Origin of the sequence: Idiomarina sp. HB (assembly GCF_048059115.1) — a bacterium.
Classification (GTDB): domain Bacteria; phylum Pseudomonadota; class Gammaproteobacteria; order Enterobacterales; family Alteromonadaceae; genus Idiomarina; species Idiomarina abyssalis.
On the sequence record NZ_JAYLVU010000004.1, the window covers coordinates 145,967 to 159,117 of the forward strand.

General features: G+C 46.8%; 13 protein-coding genes. 9 read left to right on the plus strand and 4 right to left on the minus strand.

Going from position 1 to position 13,151, the window contains the following annotated elements:
• Positions 1-13 precede the first annotated feature (13 nt).
• Positions 14-478 carry a tRNA (uridine(34)/cytosine(34)/5-carboxymethylaminomethyluridine(34)-2'-O)-methyltransferase TrmL gene (gene trmL, locus VBY75_RS11765; protein WP_199495037.1) on the plus strand — a complete coding sequence of 155 codons (465 nt, stop codon included), beginning with the start codon at positions 14-16 and terminating at the stop codon, positions 476-478.
• A 1-nt stretch (position 479) separates the two neighbouring features.
• Here trmL and VBY75_RS11770 read toward each other — a convergent pair whose 3' ends face one another.
• Positions 480-1,799, minus strand: a complete 1,320-nt coding sequence (locus VBY75_RS11770) for a hypothetical protein (RefSeq protein WP_054490265.1) — start codon at positions 1,797-1,799, stop codon at positions 480-482.
• A gap of 298 nt (positions 1,800-2,097) precedes the next feature.
• Here VBY75_RS11770 and VBY75_RS11775 point away from each other — a divergent pair, with 298 nt between their 5' ends.
• Positions 2,098-3,774 (plus strand): cyanophycinase, encoded by a 1,677-nt coding sequence (locus tag VBY75_RS11775; RefSeq protein ID WP_416512645.1) that lies wholly within the window; start codon positions 2,098-2,100, stop codon positions 3,772-3,774.
• A gap of 210 nt (positions 3,775-3,984) precedes the next feature.
• On the opposite strand, the gene pyrE is transcribed toward VBY75_RS11775, so the two are convergent.
• Entirely contained in the window at positions 3,985-4,629 is a 645-nt protein-coding gene (gene pyrE / locus VBY75_RS11780; RefSeq protein ID WP_222235929.1) for an orotate phosphoribosyltransferase, read from the minus strand.
• A 36-nt stretch (positions 4,630-4,665) separates the two neighbouring features.
• Positions 4,666-5,379, minus strand: coding sequence for a ribonuclease PH (gene rph / locus VBY75_RS11785; RefSeq protein ID WP_224798449.1), 714 nt, complete (start codon positions 5,377-5,379; stop codon positions 4,666-4,668).
• 136 nt (positions 5,380-5,515) lie between these two features.
• Here rph and smrA point away from each other — a divergent pair, with 136 nt between their 5' ends.
• The 3 genes from smrA (at position 5,516) to VBY75_RS11800 (ending at position 8,427) form a co-directional block, all read left to right on the plus strand.
• Complete coding sequence (smrA, locus tag VBY75_RS11790; protein WP_199493759.1) at positions 5,516-6,103, plus strand: DNA endonuclease SmrA; 588 nt, start codon at positions 5,516-5,518, stop codon at positions 6,101-6,103.
• A gap of 29 nt (positions 6,104-6,132) precedes the next feature.
• On the plus strand, positions 6,133-6,996 hold the full coding sequence (locus tag VBY75_RS11795) for a YicC/YloC family endoribonuclease (protein ID WP_416512648.1): 864 nt from the start codon (positions 6,133-6,135) through the stop codon (positions 6,994-6,996).
• Positions 6,997-7,194: 198 nt separating this feature from the next.
• Entirely contained in the window at positions 7,195-8,427 is a 1,233-nt protein-coding gene (locus VBY75_RS11800; RefSeq protein WP_416512650.1) for a tyrosine-type recombinase/integrase, read from the plus strand.
• A 3-nt stretch (positions 8,428-8,430) separates the two neighbouring features.
• On the opposite strand, the gene VBY75_RS11805 is transcribed toward VBY75_RS11800, so the two are convergent.
• On the minus strand, positions 8,431-9,714 hold the full coding sequence (locus VBY75_RS11805; RefSeq protein ID WP_416512652.1) for a hypothetical protein: 1,284 nt from the start codon (positions 9,712-9,714) through the stop codon (positions 8,431-8,433).
• 393 nt (positions 9,715-10,107) lie between these two features.
• Here VBY75_RS11805 and VBY75_RS11810 point away from each other — a divergent pair, with 393 nt between their 5' ends.
• The 4 genes from VBY75_RS11810 (at position 10,108) to VBY75_RS11825 (ending at position 13,148) form a co-directional block, all read left to right on the plus strand.
• Positions 10,108-10,767 carry an inovirus Gp2 family protein gene (locus tag VBY75_RS11810; protein ID WP_416512654.1) on the plus strand — a complete coding sequence of 220 codons (660 nt, stop codon included), beginning with the start codon at positions 10,108-10,110 and terminating at the stop codon, positions 10,765-10,767.
• Between the two features lie 88 nt (positions 10,768-10,855).
• Positions 10,856-11,473 carry a YagK/YfjJ domain-containing protein gene (locus tag VBY75_RS11815; protein ID WP_416512656.1) on the plus strand — a complete coding sequence of 206 codons (618 nt, stop codon included), beginning with the start codon at positions 10,856-10,858 and terminating at the stop codon, positions 11,471-11,473.
• A gap of 209 nt (positions 11,474-11,682) precedes the next feature.
• Complete coding sequence (locus VBY75_RS11820; protein ID WP_416512658.1) at positions 11,683-11,976, plus strand: hypothetical protein; 294 nt, start codon at positions 11,683-11,685, stop codon at positions 11,974-11,976.
• Positions 11,977-12,170: 194 nt separating this feature from the next.
• Positions 12,171-13,148, plus strand: a complete 978-nt coding sequence (locus VBY75_RS11825) for an AAA family ATPase (protein ID WP_416512661.1) — start codon at positions 12,171-12,173, stop codon at positions 13,146-13,148.
• Positions 13,149-13,151 lie beyond the last annotated feature (3 nt).

Consider the following 13,151-nt stretch of genomic DNA (forward strand, 5'->3'; position numbering starts at 1 on the left):
GATGAAAACGACCATGTTGCACCTCGTACTGTTTGAGCCTGAAATACCCCCTAATACGGGCAATGTGATTCGTCTGGCGGCGAATACCGGAATGTCCCTGCATTTGATAGAGCCCCTGGGTTTTGAGCTGGATGAGAAAAAGGTTCGGCGTGCCGGTTTGGACTATCATGATCTGGCTTCTGTGAAAATTCACAAAGACTGGCAAAGCTTTTTAGATAACACGAAAGTTAATCGTATATTTGCCTGCACGACAAAAGGTAAGACTAGCTATGCTGAGGTAAATTATGAAGCGGGCGATGTTCTGCTTTTTGGCCCTGAAACCCGTGGATTGCCTATGGAAGTGCTGAGAACCTTTCCAGAAGAGAACTGGTTGAGGTTGCCTATGGCGGACAGCAGCCGCAGTCTTAACCTGTCAAATTCTGTTGCTATCTTTGCCTATGAAGCGTGGCGCCAAAATGGTTTTAAAGGGGCCTGTTAACTTATTTATCAATGGCTATTGGGCTTTGCTGAGCCAGAACCGTGTCGAATAAGCTTCTAAGTGAGCGGCCTCGTGGCGTGTCTGAAAACGCCACAAACAGTGGCAGAGGATCCGATAATTTTTGTTTTTTGTAAGGCTGTTCTGTCCAGTCTGGCAGGTTATCCTTGTAGTCCACAACCGCACTCACCCTTTCCATATCGAGCAGCGCAAAACAATCAAGAGAGTTTGATGCGCGATAAAAAGGGCGCTCTGTATCAACCAAATTTTCCATAAAACGAGGGCCTGCAATGCAAATAGGGCCTTCGTTGGGCTCTTCCAGGGTAAAGAGAAAAACACTGTCGTCATAAGCGACATGGTATTTTGACAGAATAATATTCTCTATTCTTTGATCAGGACGAACACCGATGAGGGCATCAGCACGGCCTTCCTGGATCAGCTGAATACTGCGTTGCCAGCTACTGACAACGGTATTGAGTTGAGAAGTAAACATCGGGAACGTTGACTTTGCTATTTGCCAAAGTTTACCGGTGCCGTCGGCATTCAGTAAGCCAGGGTGTATGGCGCCAACAACCGTCAGTTGCTCCGGACGTTTAATAGGCTCCACCGCAGGCTCGGGCTTTATTCCATACTTTTCACGAAGCACTTTCATACGACCATTCTCATGCATCTCTTGCAACTGATAAGTAAGCTGAGGAATAAGTCGTGCGTGTTCTTCGTTTAGATAATGGAAGCCAGTTTCGGTGGACAGTTTGTGGGTAATAAAGTGTGGGTTATCGCTTAATTCCGAACTTTGAAACTGGAAGTCCCCCATAAAAGCAAACTGAATGCGTCCCGATTCAAGCAGCTTTAGTACTTGTTCGAGATCAATAGGCGTTACTATGGACGGCTGGTGAGGAAGACTTTCAACGACGTCAGTAATGGAATCCATACCATCGACGTATGCCAGACTTTCTATTTTCGACAATGGGCAGTAACCGCAGTCGCGCCTGTCAGCGACAGCTATGATGTCGAAAGTGAATAATGGAAATGGGATACGGCGAAGGTCGCGACGCTTGTTCTCAAGCATGGCTGTTCTTCCAAGCTCACCAGCAATGGTACCTTCAGTCGCTAGCTGTTCACCACGAGCGCGAGGTAGCTCAATATATTCAAGCTTGATATCCAGTTTGGCATAAGCTTCTTCAAGAACTGCTGTTACGTATTGCGTAAAAGGGCCTTCGTCAGGCGCACGAAAGACCAGTTTCTCCTGAGCGAGCGCGAGACTGGTTGTTAGGAGACTCCCCAGAAACAGTAGCAGGACGCAAAAACGTAGCGATGAATTCATAGCTTATAAGTGTGGTCTTATTTCGTGAATCAGGGGTTAGTATAGCAGTGTTAGAATGGCTATCACGAGCCCTGAAAACTATTTATTTTCAAAAGGTTACTGCCATTAACAACGGTGTCACTAGTGGCTATTACATAAGTTAGTGCAACGGGAATTCAAGACACATCTATAATAAATACATTAATTTGTTGTCTTAAATTTGACAGCTGGGTAGCAGACACTCTAGCGTTGCAGTCTTATACTATGTCAATTGAAATACTTAAGCGGCGCACGCCGTCGGTAAAAAGGGGTTCTATTTATGGTTAAGTCGTTGTTTTCCTTGCTCTCTTTGACGGTGCTGGCGTCTCTCTTTACAGCGCCTTCAAATGCGGAGGAAGATGGTAGCTATCGACATCTATTACTTGCCGGCGGCGGATTAGAGGCTTGTTCCAGTTTCGCGTCGGACAATTGCGACAACGTTGACTGGATAGATAAGGACACCATGCGCACCGACAGATACCTCAATCTGTCAAAAAAGTTTCGCTCCAAAGCAACGGCGGAGTCGGTTTGGCCAACTTACCGTGAAGAAACTCGCAAGAAGGTGGCTGATGCGCTGGAATTGATTCATGAACGTTTAAAAGAAGACATTGTTCCTGAACGTGTTTTTCTGCGTGAATTTACCCGTCGTGCGACACAGCAGCTTTATAACGCATTGTCAGACGCGGAATGGAACCGGATTATCGATTTAATTGAGCTTCCTGTTCCTGACTCTGCCCGCGAAGTCGTTAATTTGGATGAAAACCTGAAAGGTGAATCGAAAGCAATTTTTCAGCGTTTTGTTGAAATGGCTCAGTCTGTTGCCGGAAATGATCAGAAGCCGACTATTTATTTTCTGACCTCTGCATCACGTAACCCTTATGACGCTATTGATTTTTACAGCAGTGTATTTGAGCAATTGGGCGCTGAAGCGCGTTGGCTGCCTTTGGATTCGGCGTTAGTCAAAGCTCAGCGTGAGGGCCGCTGCGATGAACTGGCAAAAATTCAGCAGGAAGAACTGGGCGCTTACGAACGTGACCGTGTGCACAGAGACCGTTATAAAGAACAGGTCGCGTTTTGCAAAGACTCTGATGCCGCCGCAGAAATGATAGCGAAGGCCGACGGACTGTTTTTTAATGGTGGCGACCAGAATTTAACTCGTTCGACCTTTGTTAAGGCGAATAATCAGCCTGGCGATGTGCTGAAAACGATTATTGCCGCTGTTCAGGAAAAAGAAGTGGTTGTTGGTGGAACCAGTGCAGGTACGGCGGTCATGACCTCTAAGCCGATGATCTCTAACGGTACAACCGCTCAGGCGATAAAAGAAGGGGCGATTGCCTCTGATCCACCGCCGTTTGGGTGTGATTTAGACACCACTTGCCCGCCGAATGTCGGGCCGGACAGCCTGACTTACCATCCGTTAGGTGGCTTGAGCCTGTTCCATTATGCAACCTTAGATACGCACTTTTCTGAGCGAGGCCGGCATGGTCGCTTAATGCGCTTAGCTGCGGCAAGCTCAACACCTTTGTCGATTGGTATTGATGAAAATACCGCTATGGAAGTGAATCTTGAAACTGGGGCGTTTGATATTATTGGCGAGCGTGGTGCGTTCTTTGTAGAAGATGCACAGGGCACCGATAACGCGGTAGCCGGTACTTTCCATTACCTGGTTGCCGGTGCTTCAGGTGTGATTTCCCCTTATGGCCTGCAAACCGCAGAATTTGCTGAAGGTGATGACGTAGTACAGACAGAGCCAACCACAAACTTCTTGTCTGACCGCGGCTTAATTGATTCTATGCGCATTCTCTGCGGAGAGCGTAAGCAGGTTAGCTTGTTGAATAAGGACTACCGCTTAATAGCTCAGCGTGGTGAATCAAGTCGGGTTAAGTCTTCAGGTGGTGAATGTCAGGTTATAAACGGCAGCATTGGCATTGCCTGGCAGCCACAGGAACAGCTGTAACGGGTGGCTGCGAATGAAAACGGCTGGTGATTACCCCCTCACCTGAAAGACGCCGTGAACCCATCCCTGGGGGCTTGGGTGGCGCCATCCTTGGCGCCACACACTTTCAGGTGAGGGAATAATCACTTATTGCCGTTTTCCTGGTAGCCTGACATTCATGTCAGGTGAGATATTGGACCTGACGTAAACGTCAGGCTACGCAAATACGTATCAGGCGACGCCGAACTCGGCGCGATAAGCTTCAACTTTGGGAAGATATTCTTTAAAGGTGTCGTCATCTTTCAAAAAGGTGATTACATCATTTAAGCTGACAATGCTGACAACCTGAGCGCCAAAATCACGCTCAACTTCCTGAATAGCCGATAGTTCGCCTTTGCCTTTTTCCTGACGGTCTAAAGCAATCAGCACACCGGACAATTCGGCACCGTTAGCCTGAACTATGTCCATGGCTTCGCGAATAGCTGTGCCTGCGGTAATCACGTCATCCACCAGCATAACTTTGCCTTCCAGCGCAGAACCCACCAGGTTTCCGCCTTCGCCGTGGTCTTTCTTTTCTTTACGGTTAAAGCAATAGGGTGTGTCCTGCTGATGGTGGTCGTATAAGGCAACGGCTGTGGCGGTGGCAATTGGAATGCCTTTGTAAGCCGGGCCAAAAAGCACATCAAAACTGATACCGGAGTCGACCAGCGCGGCGGCATAAAAGCGGCCTAAGCGGGCTAAGTCAGAGCCTTTATTAAACAGCCCTGCGTTAAAAAAGTACGGACTGGTGCGGCCGGACTTTAAGGTAAATTCACCAAACTTTAATACGCCACGCTCTATGGCAAACTCAATAAACTCTTTTTGATACGCTTTCATTGCCTGCTTATTCCTCGATTACGTTTATACTGAAGCTTACGCTAACGCTTGTTTCTGAATATCAATTAACTCGCGAATGCTGTGACGCGCCATTTCGACCAGACTGTTCATTTCGTCAAAACTGAAGGCTTCGCCCTCGGCTGTGCCCTGAATTTCGATGAACTTGCCGGCTTCTGTCATAACAATGTTCATGTCGGTATCGGCTTTTGAGTCTTCAATGTATTCCAGATCGCTGACCGGTTCGCCGTCTAAAATACCGACTGAAATTGCCGCGACCATTTCTTTTAACGGGTTCACTTTGACCATTCCCTGGCCGCGCATCCAGTTCAGCGCGTCAACTAAAGCGACACAAGCACCGGTAATAGACGCGGTACGTGTGCCGCCGTCGGCCTGAATTACGTCACAGTCGATAGTAATGGTGTGTTCACCTAAAGCGCTCATGTCGATGCAGGTACGCAGTGAACGGCCAATCAAACGCTGGATTTCTAAGGTGCGACCGCCTTGCTTACCGCGGGACGCTTCGCGGGCAGAACGAGTATGAGTTGCGCGTGGTAACATGCTGTATTCAGCGGTAACCCAGCCCTGGCCTTTACCTTTTAAAAAACGCGGAACGCCGCGTTCTACCGATGCATTACAAAGCACCTTGGTTTCGCCAAACTCTATTAAAACCGAGCCCTCTGCGTGTCTGGTAAAGTTACGGGTAATGGTTACCGGTCGAATTTGCTGTGCCGTACGGCCACTTGGACGCATGTCATCTCCTTACTGAGTGAATGTCGCGATGTATAAATTGAGCGCAATTGTAGCAGAATTGGACGATTAATGGATCGCGATTCGCGCAGCAACGTATTACACTAGACCGAGCAAAAGAATATGAGCGGGAGGCAGTATGTCGCGTTCAGATGATGAAGAATTTGAGCTGTTTCGTCAGGAAATGACTGACGTAACGCCCTTAGCGGGTGAAGAAGTTGCTGATATTAAGCAGGCTTTTGAACCGACGCTGGCGCAAAAAGAGCGCCGCCGCGCCGCTGAGGCAGAAGAGGCTGAAAACGAAAACTTTTTATCGACCGAGTACGTGGACTTAGTTGAGCCGGATGACGTTATTGAGTTTCATCGCGACGGTGTCCAGGCAGGTGTATTCAAGCGCCTGAAGCAGGGGCGTTACAGTATGGAAGCCAGCCTGAATTTGCACCACCATACATTGGCAGAGGCGCGCACGGCGCTGTTTAACTTTGTGAAAGATTGTCACGCCGCGGGTGTACGTACGGCTTTAATCATTCACGGTATGGGTAAGCACACAAAGCCGCATCCGGCACTGATAAAAAGTTACGTGAATAAGTGGCTGCGCGAGCTGGAGCCGGTACTGGCGTTTCATAGCGCACAGCGACCCCATGGTGGCCGCGGCGCAGCCTACATAATGATGAAAAAGAACGCTGAACAGAAACAAAAGAACCGTGAAAAGCACGCTAAGCGGTAACAGAAACGATTCGTTTTAAAGGAACCGACATGATTCAAAGTATGACCGGCTATGCTCGTTACGAGCAAAAAGCCGACTGGGGCACCGCAGTTTGGGAAATTCGTTCAGTTAACCAACGTTATCTGGAAACTTACTTTCGTTTACCGGAAACCTTCCGTTCACTGGAAAATTCACTACGTGAGCAGTTTCGTAAAAAGCTGCAACGCGGCAAGGTCGAGTGCAAACTGAGCCTGCAGGTAGATGAAGCCCAGCAAAGCGCCTTGTCGATTAACGAAGACCTGGCAAAAAGCGTGATTGCCAGCGCCAAATGGGTAAGCCAGCACTCCGCTGCCGGGCAGTTAAACCCTATTGATGTTCTAAAATGGCCCGGCGTTGTTGCTGCTCAGGACCAGGACATGGACGAGCTGCAAAAAGACGTTCTGGCCGCACTGGAAAAGACCACCAACGACTTTATCGAAAACCGCAAAAGCGAAGGCGCGGCTATTGATAAAATGCTGCAAGAGCGCCTGGACGGTGTGACTACTCAGGTAGCTTTTGTGCGTGAACGTATGCCAGAAGTTATGGCCTGGCAACGCGAGCGCTTACTAACCCGCTTTGAAGAAGCTAAAGTTGAGTTGGAGCCGCAGCGCGTAGAGCAGGAAATGGTCATGCTGGCGCAGAAAACCGACGTAGCCGAAGAGCTTGACCGTTTAGACGCGCACGTTGAAGAAGCCCGCAAAATATTGAAAAAAGGTGGCCCTTGCGGACGTCGTCTTGATTTTATGATGCAAGAGTTCAACCGCGAAGCAAACACTCTGGCCTCTAAGTCTATTAACTCAGACATTACCGCTGCTGCGGTGGAGTTGAAGGTTTTGATAGAGCAAATGAGAGAGCAGATCCAGAATGTTGAGTAATGTCCTCTCTCTTCCTAGGCTAGTTGTTAACCCTTAATTGTAATGGTCTTTTTAGTTTTAAGTGTCCGGCAATGTCCGTATTAAGTGGTGGGTTTCCAATAAATAATGGTGGGTAAACTGGTGGGTGTGGTATAGTTTCACAAGTCGTGAGTGGTGGGTAAATTTGAATTCTCACCTTTAACCAAAGGAATCAGTAACTTGGCTAACTTGACCGCATCCAAAGTCGCTTCATTAGCAAAGAAAACACCAGGTAGATTCGCGGATGGTGGTGGGTTGTATTTTGTCGTACCCACCACTACTGATAAAAAGCCCGGCCAGGCGTATTGGATGCTCCGCTATAGCTTTAACAAAAAGCGCCGCGAATTGACATTGGCTAAATACACCGACATGTCATTGAGTGAGGCACGTGCTCAAGCGGCATTGAAAATGGCTCAGGTTCGCGAAGGTCAGAATCCGATTGCATTGAAAAAACAGTCTCAGATGCAAGAGTTCAAGACAGTAAATGATCTGTTCGAAGACTGGCAGCAGGTTAACCGCAATCGCTTAAAGCATCCTCAAATTCCAGAGCGGGTTTACCGTAAAGACATCGCTCCCCACATTGGCGAATATAACGTAGACCAAGTTACTGCTCGGGATATCCGTCGTGTTATCACGGCCATTAATGATTCAGGTCGCCCCTCCATTTCTAACGATGCACTGATGTACTGTAAACAGTTGTTTAATCACGGCATCAAGCTTGATGTGATTGGGGCTAACCCGGCAAGTGCATTTCACGTGGATGATGCTGGTGGTATTGAGAAGAGCCGTGACCGAGCCCTCACCATAGAAGAGCTAAGCCAGGCGTTTGAAGTGTTCAGGGCGAACCCGCAGTCATTTACCCGCGATAATTACCTAGCCTGTTCATTGCTCGTGTTGCTAGGCTGTCGAAAATCGGAACTGTGTGAAGCGAAATGGAAAGAATTTGACCTCGATAAGGCGGTTTGGGAGCTTCCTAGGGAACGAAGTAAGTCAGGTGTAGGACTAACTATTCCATTGCCCGATTTAGCCGTAGAAATGTTCCACGAGCTTCAGATTCGAGCTGTTGACTCGGATTACGTCTTTCCAAGTCGTCGCTTAGCGATCCGTCCGCACATGGGGCCGGATACACTAAATCGTGCAATTTGCAAAATGTTCGGCATCGAAACAGGGAAACGCACTACACCACCCAATTTGATGGGTGATTTAGAATATTTTCGGGTACATGATTTACGGCGTACTTGCCGAACGTTACTGGCTAGTTTGGGTGTACCTGGCCACGTTGCGGAGCGATGCCTCAACCACAAACTGAAAGGGGTTGAGGGCATCTATGACCGGCATGATTACTTTGAGGAACGAACAGAAGCGCTCGCACTATTAGCGCAACGACTCAGACCAATTATCGCTCCGGGCTAAATACTAAGAATCTTTGGTAGGCATTTCAGGGCCTGCGAGTTTTGTGGAAGCGATTTCGTCTGGTGTTACATGGCCAATTTGCGCTCGCTTAATCATATTCTTAAACGACTCGATTGAGCTGCGTAATTCTTCGTATTCAAACCTTGATGGAATGCGGCGAGCTCCTCCTTCGATTTGCGTCAAACGGATATTAATCATTTCGTTCTGCACCTTATTTCGTTCTTCCATTAAAGAAAGCGCAAATTCACCCAACGCCTCAATAATGGCTCGCTGTCGTTCCATATCCTCGTCTTCAAACTTCAAATCCTTGAGCTTAAGGCTTAATTCGTGTTCCAGGTCACGATTTGCGCTAGACAGTTCAGCCAGCTTGTCCTCAAGGTTTTTGACGCGACTATTTAATCCTGGATTTTGTAAAGCGTCAGTGACTAACTTATCGATAATCTGATCTTCGCCTACAGGTGAGCTGCCAGGCCGCTTTTGATTCGCTTTCTCGAATTTGTAGCGATATTTTTCGAGCTTAGAAGCCGTGCGCATTTCCAACGAAAACACGTCATCAATGCGCAGATCGTCTATGGTCCGTCTGGTTTCTTCGGTCGTTAGCTTGCGTCCGTACATGCCAGGTGCTGATCGACTAGCAATCGACTTATTGATGTTGTGCAGAATACCCTCGCGTATCATAAGGGTGAGAACGTCCTCGTGCTGCAATGGGTTTACTTCACCGTTGTTTGCGTTTGCTTGCTTGTTTAGTTTGTCAATAAACACACTAATCTTCTTGCCGAGTGATATCTCATCAGGGAAAGTTTTATTCCCGAACACAAAATCACCCACGCCCATTTCCTTTCCGAACGGGCTGAGAATGTCTTTCACCGTTAGCTTTTTACGGTGCTTTTTCTTATTTGAGAATAGCGCGAAGGTGTTGGCGGACTCTCGAATAAGGGTGTCAATAATCTCGTTTTTACTAACTTCAGTTTCACTACTCAAAGTATTTAGCTGGCTATCCGACGCAACCGATATTTCATATGTCCGACTGATTTTTTCACCTCGATTTCGGCGCTTTTCAAATTGCCGATACGCCGCCTTCATATTCGACAAAAACTTAAAGTCTGCGTCGTCGTCTCGCTCATAAAGATTAATGATGTGCTCTTTAAGTGATTGATGTTTTGATACGTTTGTTCGTGTGACATAACCTGCCCGACGATCGTTAAAATAATTCATCAACCAGCTACTAGAGGCGATGTCCTCAACATCAAAGTTCTTGATCCAATCAGATACTCTTCCGGTCATCATTCAATCCTTAATTGGTGTAATAGGCACATGGGCTTTTTATAAAACTGGCTTTAGAACACGCTATGAAACCTGTATGAAACTTGTTTTTTTATTTTTCACAAGCCACGTCGTTAATGGGCTATTAGAATCATCAATCTTAGAGCGCGTCAATGAAAACTAAATTTTATAGTGCATTATAATTCTTTGTAAGAGTGATAATTATCAGATTTTTGCACTGTTTGTTGAAAGAATCCGAAGCATTCAGTACATGTCAGTGTCTGTATTAATTAGTATTAATAAAAGTAATGGGTAGTAAGTGATGAGCTGTCTTAAAGCGATTCTGCTATTCCAGTCATCTATTAATATTTACAGGTAGGTGAGTTCCTATGAAATAACTCAATTAGGAGCACTACCATGAATGTAAGATCACGCAATAATCGTAACTTAACCATCACGACTAATAGCCACCATCGAGGACTTGAGGTTATCACTTCACGAGGACCATTAATTGTCGAGTATCTGGATGCAATTCACGAAGTGATGGAAGAGGCATTGAATGATTATGCCCGAGTGTTTGCATTTCGGGTGGACTTGAGAGTTCCGGCTAGTTACGAATGCGAGTTAGACACTAATGTGATCACTCGTTTCATTTCATCGTTGAAAGCAAAAATCACTGCCGACTACTATAAGAAGAAGCGCAAATATGGTCGATGCCATCCGTGTGCTTTACGGTATGTTCGAGTTAAAGAGCAACGTAGTGGCCAAACAGCTCATTATCACGTTGCGCTGTTCTTAAACAATGATCGGTTTTGTGCTGTTGGTAATTACGGGGCTGATAGTGAGAATTTAGCATCACGCATCAAGGAAGCATGGGCTAGTGCGTTAGGTATTGATAAAGAAGGCGTCGGTGGTAGCGTTCATTTCCCGAAAAACAGTTGGTATTTGCTCGATAGAGTCTCTGGCGCTCAGGGGTCTGAATTTGGCAAAGCATTTTACCGGTTGTCATATCTGGCTAAAGAGGACACGAAAGGCTTTGGAGATGGAAGTAAGTGGTTTGGTCGTAGCCATGGCTAAAGTGAGCTAGCACGGACTAAACGGCACATCGATAAATAAATACTGGCCTGACACATTCTGTGGACATGTACCCACAGGAGAAAGTTTAATGTCAGATACTATTCACTACTGCGATACATTTAAAGGCTTGCCCGTTGTTCAGCACCAAGATTCGTTTCACACTAGCGTGCTTGAGCATTTGTTTGATAGCTTGGTTAACCGAACTGGCCACAGTGGCCGAACTTACACCATACGGGTAAACCTCAGTCAACCGGAGCGAGCCTTTGGGTATCCACAAGGACTCATGAAGGCATTTAAGAACCGTTTCATCAGTGAGCTACGTTGGGATGGTGAGCGCCAGCACAGAGACGATACTGGCTATTACAGTGCTCGGGTGCACCTGATTCACCACGAAGTACAGGAGATTAGCTCGGAGCCACCAAGATATCAGCTGGCCATTATTATGGATGCGGAGATATTTGAAGGCGTCATTGAAACTTCATCGGCATTACTTGAGCGAGCACAAACAGCCTGGTGCTATGCATTGAAGATGCAAATGTTCTCACCAGAGGACTATGTACAGTTAGCCAGCAGCCACACCAATGTATTGGATAAATCTGAGGTGTCTTACTGGACTGACTTGGCACACACTTTTGATCGTTTAAGCTTTCTGGCGCGTCTTAGCCCCTTTGAGGTAACGATTTGTGAACTGGCAACCGGAGCCTAGGGATTCGTGTTTATCTTTTACCCCATGCCTCACCTAGTAAACTAAACAATTCCATCACGTCTTCCGACAATTTTTTTATGGCACTAGTGCGCTAACACAATAGCAAATGTTGGCTGGTTTATCGGTGTGCGGTAGAAAATGCCTTTAACCAGTCAGTGCTCAAGATCCGTGAGTAGTTAGGCGTGATAAACAAGCAGGAAACAAACTTTATGAACTATCGAATTCGACCACTTAAAGCAGATCAAATAAAGGCAATAGCAAATCGGACCAAGTACAAGGAGAAGATATCCAAGGAGTTGGTCGATTCTATAACAACGATGTCGAGCTTAATCACCAAGGAGGGTATGCAGATTCAGGAGCAGGCCATTTACTTAAGCACCACCCTTGCCAACCGATTGCCAAAGTCGCTTGAGTCCGTGGGCTTTTGCTCGTCATTGGCCCAGGAGTTTTTAAGTCAGAATCTGGAAGCGCTTTATTTGGCTGGCCGGGAAGGTAAAAAATAAATTGCTAACAGGATTGTTATGGGCTGGCTGTATTATGGCTAGATTTTTCAAGTGCATGCCGACGCGAAGCACAATTCGATGTTATCAACCCCAACATGTTGCATGCACTTTAAACTGAAAATCCGTGCTTACTCATGTATGATTTGCGTGCTATAAATAGCATTAACCTCTGATGGTGTGAAAGGAATTAGCCAATGGCCAGCTCGGCTCAATTAAAAGCGTTGTTACATGCCCATGTGTCAGGCGATATCGAAAGATTCCGCTCTGTGGCACTGCAAGTGGCTGCGCACGAAGCGAAAATTGGCCATGTTAAGCTTGCTGAGGAGCTCCGCGATTTAGTTAAGAAAGCAAAGAGTCAGCAACAAGTTGTATCCATCTCAAAAGGACAACGTGACTCGTCAGGTTTATTAAATATATCCAGCCCATCAACCAAGCTTAGCGACTTAATTCTTGATGAAGAATCAAGGTCTCAGTTGGACCGTATCATTAAAGAAGTTTCCCACATTAATGAGCTGCGAAGCCACGGACTCAATGCTCGTCGTAAGATCCTGTTAGTAGGACCACCAGGTACAGGGAAAACATACACGGCTGCGGCATTGTCTGGCGAATTAGGTTACCCGCTGTTTGAGGTGCGACTGGACTCGGTGATCACTAAGTTCATGGGTGAAACATCGCTTAAGCTGCGGCAGATTTTTGATTCGATTGAGAGTGTTCGTGGCGTCTACTTTTTTGACGAATTCGATGCACTTGGCGCAGATCGGGCCAGCGGCAATGATGTAGGTGAAGCCCGTCGTGTATTAAATAGCCTACTTACGATGATTGAGCAGGACAACTCCGCAAGCTTGATTATCTGTGCAACCAATTATAGCGAACTGTTAGATCGTGCTTTATTCAGACGCTTCGATGACGTGATTAACTATCACCTCCCTTCAGCGCAGAATATTGAAAACCTTCTGGCTCGGCGACTAAAGCCATATGCACCTGCTCGCTTAAACTGGAAAGCCCGTGCTGCGAAAGCAGAGGGTTTGAGCGCTGCTGATGTAAAAGTTATTGCTGATGATGTTGTAAAGGAAGTACTGTTATCGAAGGCAACAAAGTTCAAAACCGAATGGCTGGACAGAGCTATTAAAGAGCGTCAGCAGGTCACAAGGTCCCAACGCAAGAGTAGGTAACGA

Bases quoted from the DNA above. Each gene is read 5' to 3' on its own strand.
- VBY75_RS11820 (WP_416512658.1), top strand. From the start codon at position 11,683: ATGAACTATCGAATTCGACCACTTAAAGCAGATCAAATAAAGGCAATA.
- trmL (WP_199495037.1), top strand. From the start codon at position 14: ATGTTGCACCTCGTACTGTTTGAGCCTGAAATACCCCCTAATACGGGC.
- VBY75_RS11805 (WP_416512652.1), bottom strand. From the start codon at position 9,714: ATGATGACCGGAAGAGTATCTGATTGGATCAAGAACTTTGATGTTGAG.
- VBY75_RS11810 (WP_416512654.1), top strand. From the start codon at position 10,108: ATGAATGTAAGATCACGCAATAATCGTAACTTAACCATCACGACTAAT.
- VBY75_RS11770 (WP_054490265.1), bottom strand. From the start codon at position 1,799: ATGAATTCATCGCTACGTTTTTGCGTCCTGCTACTGTTTCTGGGGAGT.
- VBY75_RS11825 (WP_416512661.1), top strand. From the start codon at position 12,171: ATGGCCAGCTCGGCTCAATTAAAAGCGTTGTTACATGCCCATGTGTCA.
- VBY75_RS11775 (WP_416512645.1), top strand. From the start codon at position 2,098: ATGGTTAAGTCGTTGTTTTCCTTGCTCTCTTTGACGGTGCTGGCGTCT.
- rph (WP_224798449.1), bottom strand. From the start codon at position 5,379: ATGCGTCCAAGTGGCCGTACGGCACAGCAAATTCGACCGGTAACCATT.
- VBY75_RS11815 (WP_416512656.1), top strand. From the start codon at position 10,856: ATGTCAGATACTATTCACTACTGCGATACATTTAAAGGCTTGCCCGTT.
- VBY75_RS11795 (WP_416512648.1), top strand. From the start codon at position 6,133: ATGATTCAAAGTATGACCGGCTATGCTCGTTACGAGCAAAAAGCCGAC.
- smrA (WP_199493759.1), top strand. From the start codon at position 5,516: ATGTCGCGTTCAGATGATGAAGAATTTGAGCTGTTTCGTCAGGAAATG.
- pyrE (WP_222235929.1), bottom strand. From the start codon at position 4,629: ATGAAAGCGTATCAAAAAGAGTTTATTGAGTTTGCCATAGAGCGTGGC.